Source organism: Xanthomonas albilineans (assembly GCF_002939705.1).
GTDB lineage: Bacteria > Pseudomonadota > Gammaproteobacteria > Xanthomonadales > Xanthomonadaceae > Xanthomonas_A > Xanthomonas_A albilineans.
In genome coordinates, this window is sequence record NZ_MDCB01000002.1 from 1 (window position 1) to 12,928 (window position 12,928).

At 66.0% G+C, this 12,928-nt stretch carries 11 protein-coding genes; 10 read left to right on the top strand and 1 reads right to left on the bottom strand.

The genetic code is table 11. The annotated features are described in order from the left end of the window. Nucleotides 1-245: 245 nt before the first annotated feature. A complete protein-coding gene (locus XalbCFBP2523_RS01605) occupies nucleotides 246-935 on the top strand; it encodes an HAD family hydrolase (RefSeq protein WP_012916454.1) in 690 nt (229 codons plus the stop codon). 78 nt (nucleotides 936-1,013) lie between these two features. On the opposite strand, the gene XalbCFBP2523_RS01610 is transcribed toward XalbCFBP2523_RS01605, so the two are convergent. Further along, on the bottom strand, nucleotides 1,014-1,721 hold the full coding sequence (locus tag XalbCFBP2523_RS01610; RefSeq protein WP_012916453.1) for an AraC family transcriptional regulator: 708 nt from the start codon (nucleotides 1,719-1,721) through the stop codon (nucleotides 1,014-1,016). Between the two features lie 172 nt (nucleotides 1,722-1,893). On the opposite strand from XalbCFBP2523_RS01610, the gene XalbCFBP2523_RS01615 reads away from it, so the two are divergent. From XalbCFBP2523_RS01615 to XalbCFBP2523_RS01655, 9 genes are all read left to right on the top strand, one after another. Then, on the top strand, nucleotides 1,894-2,835 hold the full coding sequence (locus tag XalbCFBP2523_RS01615) for a 4-hydroxyproline epimerase (protein WP_012916452.1): 942 nt from the start codon (nucleotides 1,894-1,896) through the stop codon (nucleotides 2,833-2,835). Further along, on the top strand, nucleotides 2,832-3,932 hold the full coding sequence (locus tag XalbCFBP2523_RS01620) for an NAD(P)/FAD-dependent oxidoreductase (RefSeq protein WP_045765944.1): 1,101 nt from the start codon (nucleotides 2,832-2,834) through the stop codon (nucleotides 3,930-3,932). The genes XalbCFBP2523_RS01615 and XalbCFBP2523_RS01620 overlap by 4 nt, the downstream gene beginning before the upstream one ends. Beyond that, nucleotides 3,929-4,177 carry a (2Fe-2S)-binding protein gene (locus tag XalbCFBP2523_RS01625; RefSeq protein ID WP_045765943.1) on the top strand — a complete coding sequence of 83 codons (249 nt, stop codon included), beginning with the start codon at nucleotides 3,929-3,931 and terminating at the stop codon, nucleotides 4,175-4,177. The genes XalbCFBP2523_RS01620 and XalbCFBP2523_RS01625 overlap by 4 nt, the downstream gene beginning before the upstream one ends. Further along, nucleotides 4,170-5,534, top strand: a complete 1,365-nt coding sequence (locus tag XalbCFBP2523_RS01630) for an NAD(P)/FAD-dependent oxidoreductase (RefSeq protein ID WP_045765942.1) — start codon at nucleotides 4,170-4,172, stop codon at nucleotides 5,532-5,534. The genes XalbCFBP2523_RS01625 and XalbCFBP2523_RS01630 overlap by 8 nt, the downstream gene beginning before the upstream one ends. Beyond that, nucleotides 5,531-6,436 (top strand): dihydrodipicolinate synthase family protein, encoded by a 906-nt coding sequence (locus XalbCFBP2523_RS01635; protein WP_012916448.1) that lies wholly within the window; start codon nucleotides 5,531-5,533, stop codon nucleotides 6,434-6,436. The genes XalbCFBP2523_RS01630 and XalbCFBP2523_RS01635 overlap by 4 nt, the downstream gene beginning before the upstream one ends. A gap of 2 nt (nucleotides 6,437-6,438) precedes the next feature. Continuing rightward, nucleotides 6,439-8,031 carry an aldehyde dehydrogenase family protein gene (locus tag XalbCFBP2523_RS01640; RefSeq protein ID WP_045765941.1) on the top strand — a complete coding sequence of 531 codons (1,593 nt, stop codon included), beginning with the start codon at nucleotides 6,439-6,441 and terminating at the stop codon, nucleotides 8,029-8,031. Continuing rightward, nucleotides 8,028-9,236 carry a M24 family metallopeptidase gene (locus XalbCFBP2523_RS01645; RefSeq protein ID WP_045765940.1) on the top strand — a complete coding sequence of 403 codons (1,209 nt, stop codon included), beginning with the start codon at nucleotides 8,028-8,030 and terminating at the stop codon, nucleotides 9,234-9,236. Before XalbCFBP2523_RS01640 ends, XalbCFBP2523_RS01645 begins: the two co-directional genes overlap by 4 nt. Before the next feature lie 136 nt (nucleotides 9,237-9,372). Beyond that, nucleotides 9,373-11,211, top strand: coding sequence for a DUF885 domain-containing protein (locus tag XalbCFBP2523_RS01650; RefSeq protein ID WP_045758195.1), 1,839 nt, complete (start codon nucleotides 9,373-9,375; stop codon nucleotides 11,209-11,211). Nucleotides 11,212-11,317: 106 nt separating this feature from the next. Continuing rightward, nucleotides 11,318-12,889: an APC family permease gene (locus XalbCFBP2523_RS01655; RefSeq protein WP_012916444.1), complete on the top strand. Its 1,572-nt coding sequence runs from the start codon at nucleotides 11,318-11,320 to the stop codon at nucleotides 12,887-12,889. Nucleotides 12,890-12,928 lie beyond the last annotated feature (39 nt).

Below are 12,928 nucleotides of genomic sequence, written 5' to 3' on the forward strand. Positions count from 1 at the left end.
TGCGCTGCAACTGACGCAAGCGCCGGACGTGGCCCAGGCCAGCCAGCAATTGCAGACGGTGGATCAGCAGAACCTCGCCGAGCAGGCGATGCAGGCCCAGCGCGCGGCGCAGATGCAAGGGCAGGGGCTGGTCATGAAGCTGTAGGTGGTAATCGAAGCACCTCCCCAGCGCAGCCTTGGTTCTCGGGCATGCCGGCGTACACACGCTACACGGCATAATTGGGGTTTTACGAAGGAGTCCGCTGATGACGGACGCAACCCCGTTTGATTTGTTGATCAGCGACTGCGATGGCGTACTCGTCGACAGCGAGGTGCTGGCTGACCGGGTGATGTTCGACACGCTGAGCACGTATGTCCCTCGCGCCGAGTTGGAGCGCTTTCTCGACGGCAGCTTCGGCCAGACGACGCAGCAAATCGTGCAGCGCGTACAGCAGCATTTCGCGCTCGACCTGCCGGCGGGGCTATATATCGAGATTCGTCAGCGTTCCGAAGCGCTGATCGCCGCACAGGTGCAGCCCATCGAGGGCGTGCGCGCGGCCTTGTCGGCATTCCCGCTGCCGTTGGCGGTGGCTTCCAACAGCCAGCGCGCGAGTGTGGTCGCGTCGGTGGCGCGCGCCGGGCTGAGCGAGCGGGTGGGCGGCCATCTTTTCAGTGCCGACATGGTGGCGCTGCCCAAGCCTGCGCCGGACCTATACCTGCTGGCCGCACACACCTTGGGCGTGGCTCCGGCGCGTTGTCTGGTGATCGAGGATAGCGTCACCGGCGCCACGGCCGCGCTGGCGGCCGGGATGACGGTGATTGGCTTCACCGGCGCTGGGCACATTCCCGCCGGTCATGCGGCGACACTGCGTCAGCTCGGTGTCGCGGCGGTGATGGAACACATGCGACAGTTGCCACGGATCTATGCCGATTTGTTGCGGGTTGCTGCAGTCTGACCACGATTGGATTACAACGCGTGGCGTGATGGCGATGGAGGGTGACCGCGACCGTGCCACTCCGATGCGTCAATGCCCCTACAGTTTGCCTTTCATCGCGCGGTAGTCGCGTGGGGTCATGCCGACGGTGGCCTTGAACTGGCGGGCGAAGGCGCTCTGATCGGCGAAGCCGCACAACTGGCCGATGCTGGCGATGCTGCTGTCGCCGTGCAACAGACGCATCGCCGCTTCGATGCGCATCTTGGTCAGCAGTTGTTGCGGGGTCAGTTGGAATACGCGACGGAAGTGCCGCTCCAGTTGCGCCACCGACAGTTCTGCCCTGTCGGCGAGGGTCTGTACGCGCAGGTTGTCGCCGTAGTGCGCCTGCATGTGTTCCATCGCGCGGCTGATGCGTTCGTAGGCAGAGTGCCGGCTGTCCGGTTGGCCCAGGTCGCGAGAGATACCGACCACGCCGACCACGTCTTCGTTCTCGCACAGCGGGCGTTTGAATGTCAGGCACCAGCCAGGGGTGCGGTTTGGGAACAGATGCACTTCCAACTGATTCTCGATCATCTCCCCGCACAGTACGCGTCGGTCCTGCATCAGGTAACTGCCGCCCAGCGGCAGTGGGAACAGTTCCGCGGCGGATTTGCCGATCAGGTCGCTGCGGGACTTCTTACCCAGTCGCCGCACCAGGGTCAGGTTGACGTGGGTGTAGCGGCCGTTGCGGTCCTTGACGAAGAACACCACGTCCGGCAACGCGTCGAACAGTGTCTGCATTTCCAATGCTGAAATCGAAGTCTCCATGGGGCATCACCAGCGGTTGTGAGCGATTGCGCGGACATGCCGCAGCATGGCCTCTGGGTCACGATGCTAGCCTAAATTGGGATGACGAGCGCGTTTGTGTTGTGCGAATTTCCGCATTGACCATAGGCAAACGCTGCTAGCCGATTCTGGCCCCGAATGTGAGCATGAATGCATGCATACGCTCGATGTCATCGACTCGCACAGTGGCGGCGAACCGACCCGTGTCGTCGTCGCCGGCTTTCCCGATCTAGGCACTGGCACGTTGGCGCAGCGGCGTGGCGTGTTCCGCGACCGTTTCGACCGCTGGCGCAGTGCCATTGCCTGCGAGCCGCGTGGTTCGGACACGATGGTCGGCGCGCTGCTGCTGCCGCCGCTGGATCCCGCCGCCTGCGCGGCGGTGATCTTCTTCAACAACGTTGGCTATCTCGGCATGTGCGGCCACGGCACCATCGGCTTGGTCCGTACCTTGGTCGACCTGGGCCGGTTGGCGCCGGGCGCGCATCGCATCGAAACCCCGGTGGGGACGGTAGGCGTGGCCTTGCACGACGATGGTCGGGTTTCGGTGGACAACGTGGAGAGCTACCGATATGCCGCTGGCATCCAGGTGCAGGTGCCGGGGTATGGTGCCGTGCGCGGCGATGTCGCCTGGGGCGGCAATTGGTTCTTCATCACCGGGCAGACGCCGTGTGCGCTGGAACTGCGCAACCAGCGTGCGCTGACCGCTTACACCGAAGCGATCCGGTTGGCGCTGGACGCGTCGGGCATCCGTGGCGCCGAGCAGGGCGAGATCGACCACATCGAAATCAACGGGCCAGCGCCGGATACCAGCGCCGATGCGCGCAATTTCGTGTTGTGCCCCGGCCTGGCCTATGACCGCTCGCCGTGCGGCACCGGCACCAGCGCCAAGCTGGCGTGCCTGGCGGCGGACGGCAAGTTGGCACCGGGCCAGGTTTGGCGCCAGCAGGGCATTCTGGGCAGCGTGTTCGAAGGCAGTTACACGGCTGGCGAGCGCGGCGTGCTGCCACGCATCACCGGACAGGCTTACATCACCTCGCGGGCGCAGCTGTTGATCGATCCGCAGGACCCATTCGCTTGGGGTATCGACGCCGGATGAGCGGTTTCGACCTGATCGTCGTTGGTGCCGGTATTGTTGGTGCGGCCTGCGCCGACGCGGCGGCGGCCGCTGGATTGCGTGTGGCGATCGTCGAGTCGGGCAGCATCGGTGGCGGTTCCACCGCTGCGGCGATGGGTCATCTGGTGGCGATGGACGAGGATCCGGCGGAGTTGGCGCTGTCGGCGTATTCGTTGCGGTTATGGGAGGAGTTCGCGCCGTTGCCGGAGGCCGAATTCAGCCGTTGCGGCACGCTGTGGGTGGCGCGCGAGGCGCGCGAACTCGATGCGATTCCGGCCAAGATCCAGCGTCTGGCCGCAGCCGGCGTACACGCCGAGGCGGTCGATGCGCAGCAGTTGTACCAATTGGAGCCGGCGCTGGTGCCGGGCCTGGCGGGCGGCATGCGCGTGGCTGCCGAAGCCGTGGTGTATCCGCCGCGCATGGCGCGTTATCTGGTGGATCGTGCCTGCGGCGCAGGTGCGCGGCTCTATGCCGGACGTCGCGCGCTGGCATTGGTCGATGTCGGGTTGCGCCTGGACGACGGCACCGCGCTGCACGGCCCGGTCTTGGTCGCCACCGGCTGTGCACTGCCGGATCTGTTGCCGGAGTTGCCGATGCGCGCGCGCAAGGGGCAATTGGTCATCACCGACCGCTATCCGGGTTTCGTTGCGCACCAGTTACTGGAATTGGGCTATGCCGATAGCGCCCACGGCAGCGACGGCAGCAGCGTGGCGTTTAACGTGCAGCCGCGCCCGACCGGGCAATTGTTGATCGGTTCCTCGCGCGAATTCGATGCGCGCGACCGCACCGTGTCGATGCCGATGTTGCAGCGCATGTTGGAGCGTGCGTTCGGGTTCTTGCCGGGGTTGCGGCAATTGCAGGCGATCCGCGTGTGGACCGGATTGCGTCCGGCCACGCCGGATGGCCGTCCGTACTTGGGCGCCGTGCCGCAACGTCGCGACGTGTGGGTCGCGGCGGGACATGAGGGCCTGGGTGTGACCACCGCGCTGGGCAGTGCCCGGCTGTTACTGGACCTGTTGCAGCAGCGGCGTCCGGCCCTGGACCCGACGCCGTTCGCGCCGGCGCGGGCGCTGGCATGAGCGCGTCGATGCTGCGCCTACAGGTCGATGGTCAGCCGGTGAACGTTGCCGATGGTAGCAGCGTGGCCGCTGCGGTGGCGCAGGTGACCACGCATTTCCGTCGTTCGCGCAGCGGCCAGCCGCGCGCACCGCTGTGCGGAATGGGAATATGCGGCGAATGCCGGGTGCGTATCGACTGCGTCAGTCAAGTGCGCGCCTGCATCACTCCGGCGCGCGATGGTATGCAGGTGTGGACAGATGGCTGAGTTGCACGCGCGCTACGATGTGTTGGTTGTTGGCGCTGGTCCGGCCGGCTTGGCGGCGGCGCTGGCAGCGGCCAGCCATGGGTCACGCGTAGCGTTGGTCGATCTGCAGGCGCGGGCCGGTGGACAAATCTGGCGCCACGACGTCACCCACGCGCCGCCGCGTCTGGCCGCGCGCACGTTGGCGCAGTTGGCGGCCAGTGCGGTCGCGTTCCTGCCGCAGACGCAGTTGGTGATGACCCAGGGCCGGCAGGTGCTGCTCGACGGTCCGGAGGGGGCGCGCTGGTTGGGGTACGACACGCTGGTGCTGGCCACCGGCGCACGCGAATTGTTGCTGCCGTTCCCCGGTTGGACCTTGCCCGGAGTCACCGGCGCGGGCGGCGCGCAGGCACTGGCCAAGCAGGGCTGGCCGATGGCGGGGCGTCGCGTCGTGGTGGCCGGTAGCGGGCCGCTGTTGCTGGCCTCGGCGGCGACGCTGCGCCGCCATGGCGCGCAGTTGCAGGGCATCGTCGAGCAGGCGCCGCTGCGCGCGCTGGCCGGCTTTGCCGTGCAATTGCCGCTGCGCTGGCCGGACAAGGCATTGCAGGCGCTGGCGCTGCGCGCGCAGTTGGCCGGGGTCGGTTACCACGCAGGTAGCGTGGTGGTGGCTGCGCATGGCCAGGGCCGCGTGCAGTCGGTGGAGATTGAAGGCCCGCGTGGTCGCCGCCAGGTCGATTGCGATCATCTGGCTGTGGGCTATGGTCTGGTGCCGAACGTCGAATTGGCGCAACTGCTCGGCTGCCGTCTGGCGCGCAGCGGCGCGCATCCGTGTGTGGCGGTGGATGCGCAACTTCGCACCACGGTCGATGGCGTCTTCGCCGCAGGCGAAGCACTGGGCATCGGCGGGCGCGACTGCGCACGTGTGGAAGGTGCGATCGCCGGGCACATGGCAGCGGGTCAGCCGGCCGCGGCGCAGGCGTTGCAGCCGCGTCGGATGCGCGCGCGCGCGTTCGCCGCGTTGTTGCAGCGACAGTTCGCGTTGGATCCGCGCATCCACGCTTTGGCCGCGCCGGATACCCTGGTGTGCCGTTGCGAGGACGTGCCGCTGTCGGCGCTATGCGGCCATGCCGATCTGCGCGACGCCAAGCTGGTCTCGCGTTGCGGCATGGGCGTCTGTCAGGGACGTATCTGCGGCAGTGCGCTGACCGAGCTGGGGTTGACGCCCCGCAGCGACGATTTTTCCGATGACGGCCGTCGGCCGCCACTGTTTCCGGTGCGATTGGACGCGCTGGCTCATCCTGTGCCAGTGTCCGACCCCGTTTCCGTCGCGTGCTCGCACGCGGCATCCTTTCGCAATTCTCCACAAGGTGTAATTCCATGAGCAAGGCTTCCTTCTGGCACGGCGTGTTGCCGGCCATCACCACCCCGTTCAACGCCGACGGCAGCATCGACCATGCGTTCCTGACCAAACATGCGCAGATGATGATCGACGCCGGTTGCACCGCGATTGTGCCGTTGGGGTCGCTCGGCGAAGCGGCTACGCTGAGCTTCGACGACAAGCTGGCGATCCTGAAGACCCTGGTGCAGGCGGTGGCGGGTCGCATTCCGGTGGTGCCGGGCATCGCCGCGCTGTCCACCGATGAAGCCGTGCGTCTGGTTCAGGCGGCCAAGCAGCTCGGCTGCGGTGGTGCCATGGTGCTGCCGCCGTACGTGTACTCCACCGACTGGCGTGAAATGGGCGCGCATGTGCGTGCGGTGATCGCCGCGACCGATCTGCCGGTGATCCTGTACAACAATCCGGTGGCCTACAAGACCGATTTCAGTGCGGCGCAGATCGCCGAGCTGGCCGCCGAGTTCCCGCACCTGGAAGCGGTGAAGGAGTCCTCCGGCGATGTGCGTCGTTTCGCCGCGTTGGGCGAATTGCTCGGCGACCGTCTGGTCCTGCTGGTGGGGATGGACGATGCCATCGTCGAGGGCCTGAGCATGGGCGCCAAGGGTTGGATCGCCGGTCTGGTCAACGCCTATCCGAAGGAGTCGGTGAAGCTGTTCGAACTGGCCCGCGACGGTGGCTATCCGGCGGCCAAGGCGCTGTACGATTGGTTCCTGCCGCTGCTGCGCCTGGATACCGTGCCCAAGTTCGTGCAGTTGATCAAGCTGGTGCAACAGAAGGTCGGTCTCGGCAGCGAACGCGTGCGTGCGCCGCGCCTGATCCTGGAAGGCGTCGAGCGCGAAGCGGCGCTGAAGGTGATCGATCACGCCATCGCCACCCACCCAGGACACTGAAGATGAGCATGCAACCGCTGTTGCTCGCTGGCCGCTGGCAGCCTTCGCTGGAAGAGCGTGGTCGTTTCCGCGCCGAGGATCCGCGCGATGGCACGGCGTTCGGTCCGGAGTTTCCCGTCAGCGGCGCCGCCGACCTGGAAGCGGCCTTGAGCGCGGCGACATTGGTTGCCGACGCGCTGGCCGCGGCTGAGCCGGATCGCATTGCCGCGTTCCTGGATGCCTATGCCGCCGCGATCGATGCCGATGGCGAGTGCTTGGTCGCGTTGGCGCATGCCGAGACCGGCTTGCCGGTCGAGCCGCGCCTGGCCAAGGTGGAGTTGCCGCGCGCCAGCGGCCAGTTGCGCCAAGCTGCGCAGGCGGTCCGCAGCCATAGTTGGACACAGCCGGTGATCGATACCGCTGCCGGCTTGCGTGCGCAACTGGGGCCGTTGCACAAGCCGGTGCTGGTGTTCGGCCCGAACAACTTCCCGTTCGCGTTCAACGCGGTGGCCGGCAGCGATTTCGCTTCGGCCATCGCCGCAGGCAATCCGGTCATCGCCAAAGCACATCCCTCGCATCCGTCCACCAGCCAGCGTCTGGCGCAGCTTGCGCACCAGGCGTTGCTGGATCACGACCTGCCGACGGCGTCGGTGCAGTTGCTGTACCACTTCGACACGACCTTGGGCCTGGAATTGGCAGGGGATGCGCGGCTGGGTGCGATCGGCTTCACCGGCAGCCGCGCCGGTGGCTTGGCGCTGAAGGCCGCTGCCGATCGTGCCGGAGTGCCGGCCTATGTCGAACTGTCCAGTGTCAATCCAGTGTTCCTGTTGCCTGGTGCGTTGGCCGAGCGTGGCGCGGCGTTGGCGCAGGAGTTCTTTGCCTCATGCACCATGGGCAGCGGCCAGTTCTGTACCAATCCGGGCATTGTGGTGGTGCCGGAAGGCGATGCTGGCGATGCCTTTGTTGCCGCGGCCAGCGCACACTTCGCCGCCGCTGCGCCAGCGCTGCTGTTCTCGCGTGGGGTGTTGGAGCACTTGCAGCGCAGCGTGGCCACGCTGCGCGACGCCGGTGCCGCACTGTTGGCCGGCGGCGAGGCGCCGGCGACACCTGGCTACCGGTATGCACCTACCTTGCTGCAGGTGTCGGCCGAGGTGTTTCTGCAGCAGCCCGAGGCCCTGCAGACCGAGGCGTTCGGGCCGGTCAGTCTGATCGTGCGCAGCAGTCGGCTGGCGCAGCTGACCACGTTGGCGCGCAGCTTCGAAGGCAATCTCACCGGCACGGTGTACCGCGCCGCCGACGGTAGCGACGACCTGGCTTGCGCCGCGCTGATCACCGCGTTGCGTCCGCGTGTCGGGCGTTTGATCTGCAACAAGATGCCCACTGGCGTGGCGGTGAGTCCGGCGATGAATCATGGTGGCCCGTATCCGAGCACTGGCCACCCGGGTTTCACTGCGGTCGGCATGCCGGCGGCGATTCGCCGCTTCGCCGCCTTGCATAGCTACGACGGTGTGCCCGACGACATGCTGCCGGTCGTCCTGCGCGACCGTAATCCCGGTGGCGTGCAGCGCTTGATCGACGGCTACTGGAGTGTGTCCGACGTGGAGCGTAGTGCATGAGCGACCCGGTGCAAATCGGTGGATTAAGCCTGGAGGCGGCGCACGCGCAGCTGGCGCCGTGGCCGCGCCGTGCGCCGCCGATCCAGGTGCAGGAGTACCGGCAGCGTCTGGCCGATGCGCGCGCATTGATGCGCACCCACGGTGTGGATGCGTTATTGATCGGCGCTGGTGCGTCGTTACGCTATTTCACCGGTGTGCCGTGGGGCGCGAGTGAGCGGTTGGTGGCGATGCTGCTCACCGCCACGGGCGATCCGTTGTTGATCTGTCCGGCGTTCGAGGAAGGTTCGCTGGATGCGGTGCTGTGCCTGCCGGTGCGCAAATGTTTGTGGGAGGAACACGAGGATCCGCACGCACGGGTCGCCGAGGCTCTGGCGCAATGCAATGCGCAGACCCTGGCGTTGGACCCGGGCGTGGCCTTCGCCGTGCATACCGGCTTGTCGGCGGTGCTGGGCACGGTCGCGATCCGCGACGCGGCGCCGATCGTGGACGGCTGTCGCATGCGCAAGTCGGCGGCGGAGTTGGCGCTGATGCAACAGGCGTGCGACATGACCTTGCACGTGCAGCGTCTGGCAGCAGGGTTGATCCGCGAAGGCATCACCACGGCGGAACTGACCCGTTTCATCGACCAGGCGCATCGCGCGCTCGGCGCCGACAACGGATCCACGTTCTGCATTGTGCAGTTCGGTCACGCCACCGCGTATCCGCATGGCATCCCGGGCGTGCAGGCGTTGCGTCCCGGCGAGTTGGTGTTGATCGACACCGGCTGCACCGTGCAGGGCTACCACTCCGATATCACCCGCACCTACATCTTTGGCGAACCCAGCGAAAAACAGCGGCATATCTGGCAACTGGAGCATGCCGCACAGGCGGCGGCGTTCGCTGCCGTGCGTCCCGGCGTGGCCTGTGCCGCGGTGGACGCCGCCGCGCGCGAGGTACTGGAGCATGCCGGCCTCGGTCCGGATTACCGTCTGCCGGGGCTGCCGCATCGCACCGGTCATGGTTGTGGCATGAGCATCCACGAGGCGCCGTATCTGGTACGCGGCAATGCGCTGGAATTGGCGCCGGGGATGTGTTGCAGCAACGAGCCGATGATCGTGGTGCCGGGCGAATTCGGTGTGCGCCTGGAGGATCACTTCTACGTGACCGACACGGGCGCGCAGTGGTTCACGTCGCCGTCGCTGGCGATCGACCGCCCGTTCGCCTGATGCGGGTGTCGATGCGCGCCATGTGCCGGCGCGGGCTCATGCGACACATGCCGGTGGTGGTTGCTTTTGCCGAACGTTTATCCTTCCTGGCGGTCGCTGGCGCGGCCGATCTGTCTGCTCCATCGGAGAAATCGTAATGCGTCTGAGTCCCCCATTTCGCGCAGCATTGTCGTTGGCGTTGGTCTGCCCTGTTGTCTGCCACAGCGGCATGGCCGTGGCGGCAGCGCCGACGGTGGCGACGCCGGCTCATAATGTCAGTGAGGCCAGTGCGCGCTTCAAGGCGCTGTATCAGCGCGAGTGGGCGTGGCGGCAGGCGCAATCTGCCGGTGCCGACGACGAAAACGGTAAGGCCGCGCCCGCCGACCATTTGCCGAAGGTGGACCTGGCGACGCAGAACCAGCGCACTGCCTATTGGCAGCAGGTGTTGCACGAATTGGACGCGATCAAGCCGGCTGACCTGTCGGCGCAGGAACAGGTCGATTACCAGGTGTATCGCGAGCAGATCGTGGTTCTGCTCGACCAGCAGCGCTTCCATGTCTGGGAGATGCCGTTCAATAGCGATACCTCGTTTTGGAGCGATCTTGGCTTCAGTGCGCGCTCCACCATGCATACCCGTGAAGATTACCAGCGCTACTTGAAGATCCTGGCCGACATTCCGCGCTATTTCGATGACCAGATCGTCAACATGCGCGCCGGTCTGGCGCGTGGCTTCAGTCAGCCACAGGTGACCCTGACCGGCCGCGACCAGTCCATCGCCGACGTGGCGCAGGCCGCAGGCGAGGCCAATCCGTTCTATGCCCCGTTCAAGCAGATGCCGGCCAGCATTCCGGCGCAGGTGCAGGCGCAATTGCGTCAAAAGGCATTGGATGCCATCGCCCACAGCGTGGTGCCGGCGTATGCCGGGCTGCTGCGTTTCATGCGCGAGGAGTACCAGCCCAAGGCGCGCACCACACTGGCCGCCGAGGCGTTGCCGGATGGTGCGGCGTACTACCGCGCGCAGATCCGCGAATTCACCACGCTGGACCTGGCGCCGGAGCAGATTCATGCCATCGGACTGAAGGAGGTCGCCAAGCTGCGCGCACAGATGGACCAGACCATCGCCGCCAGTGGCTTCGTCGCTCCGGCCGGGCAGGCAACGTTCCCCGCGTTTCTGCACTATCTGCGCACCGATCCCAAGTTCTATGCCAAGACGCCGGAGGAGTTGCTCAAGGATGCGGCATGGATTGCCAAGCGCGTGGATGCCAAGGTTGGCGACTACATCGGTCGATTGCCGCGCCAGCGCTTCGCGATCGAGCCGGTGCCGCCGGAACTGGCGCCGTTCTACACTGGTGGTCGTGGTGGTCCGGGGATTTATCTGGTCAATACCTACGATCTGCCGTCGCGACCGCTGTACAACCTCACTGCGCTGACCCTGCACGAATCCTCGCCCGGACATGCGCTGCAGATGCCGCTGGCCGCCGAGCAACGCGGATTGCCGGACTTCCGTCGTTACAGTTTTATCTCCGCCTATGGAGAAGGTTGGGCGGTGTACTCGGAATATCTGGGGCAGGAGATGGGGATGTACGACACGCCCTATGACCGCTTCGGTTATCTGACCTATCAGATGTGGCGTGCGTGCCGGCTGGTCATCGATACCGGCATTCACCACAAGGGCTGGACCCGCGCGCAGGCGATTGCCTATTTGCGCGACAACACCGCGCTCAGCGAACACGAGATCACCACCGAGGTGGATCGCTATATCGGCTGGCCCGGTCAGGCGTTGTCCTACTATTTGGGCGAATTGAAGATCCTGGAACTGCGGCGCAAGGCCGAGCGGGCGCTCGGCGAGAAATTCGACATCCGCGCTTTCCACGATGCGGTGCTGGAAACCGGCTCGGTGCCGTTGCCGGTCCTGGAGCAGCGCATCGCGCGTTTCATCGCCGAAGGTGGCAAATCGCCGTGGGCCGACGCGGTGGACGCTGCGCCGACACAGTGACGCGCGCGTCGCCATGGCGAATGGGGCGTCGCCGCCGTGCGCTGTCGTGTGCAAAGGCGATGCCTCGGTGATTCGCCAATGCAACCGAGATTCAGCGAGGGACACCATGGCCACACAAGGTAAATTCCACAAGCGTTTGAGCCTGACCGATCTGACCTTCATTGGACTAGGTTCGATCTTCGGCTCCGGCTGGTTGTTTTCGGCCAGTCATGTGTCGGCGATGGCCGGCCCGGCCGGCATCGTGTCGTGGATCGCTGGCGGCGTGGCGGTCTTGGTGCTGGGCCTGGTCTATTGCGAGCTGGGCGCGGCCTTGCCGCGCGCCGGTGGCGTGGTGCGTTATCCGGAGTATTCGCACGGCGCCTTGCTCGGCTGGCTGATGGGCTTCATCACCTTGATCGCGTTCTCCAGCCTGATCGCGATCGAAGTGGAAGCGGCGCGGCAGTATGCGGCGGCGTGGTTCCCGTGGCTCAGTCAGGCCGGCAGCACCCATCCCAGCATCGCGGGCTGGCTGTTGCAACTGGCGTTGCTGGTCGCGTTCTTTTTGCTCAACTACTACAGCGTCAAGACCTTCGCCACCGCCAACAATATCGTCAGCGTGTTCAAGTTCCTGGTGCCGGTGCTGGTGATCGTGCTGTTGATGGCGCACTTCGATGCGCGCAACCTGCACGTGCAGGGGTTCGCCCCGTTCGGCGCGGCCGGGGTGGAGATGGCGATCTCCGCTGGCGGCATCATCTTCGCCTACCTCGGTTTGACCCCGATCGTCTCGGTGGCCAGCGAGGTGCGCGATCCGCAGCGTAATATCCCGATCGCGTTGATCCTGTCGGTGGCGCTGTCCACCATCATCTACGTGCTGCTGCAGTTGGCGTTCCTGGGCGGGGTGCCGGCGCAGCACCTGGCGCAGGGGTGGGGCGGCATCGACAAGGTGTTCTCACTGCCGTACCACGATATCGCGCTGGCGCTGGGCATGGGCTGGCTGGCGGCGTTGGTGATCTGCGATGCGATGATCTCGCCCAGCGGCACCGGCAACATCTACATGAATGCCACGCCGCGTGTGGTCTATGGTTGGGCGCGCAGCGGCGGTTTCCTGCCGGTGCTGGCCCGGGTCGATGCGGCGTCCGGCATCCCGCGTCCGGCGTTGTGGCTGAGCCTGGGCCTGTCGGTGTTCTGGACCTTGCCGTTCCCTTCGTGGGAAACCCTCATCCAGGTGGTGTCGGCGGCGCTGGTGCTGAGCTATGCGGTGGCGCCGGTGACGGTGGCCGCGTTGCGGCGCAGCGCACCGGACATGCCACGTCCGTTTCGATTGCGCGGCATGGCGCTGCTCGGCCCGCTGTCGTTCATCGTCGCCGCTTTGATCGTGTACTGGTCCACCTGGAGCACGCTGTCGTGGCTGCTCGGGCTACAGATCGCGATGTTCGTGTTGTACGTGCTCTATCGGCTGCCCGACGCTGCTGGTCGGATGCGTCTGTGGCAACAGGTGCGTGGTGTGTTGTGGTTGATCGCGTTCTTTGCGTTGGTGCTGTTGGTGTCGTTTCTTGGCACGTTCGGTGGCACTGGGCAGATCGCCCATCCCTGGGACACGCTGAGCGTGGCGGTGATCGCGCTGGGCTGCTACTACTGGGGTGCATGTACCGGCCTGCCTAGCGAGGCACTGGCGCTCGAAGAGGACGACGGGGAATAGGCGAGCCGTCTGCATTGCTGCAGCGGCAGATGGCGTCAC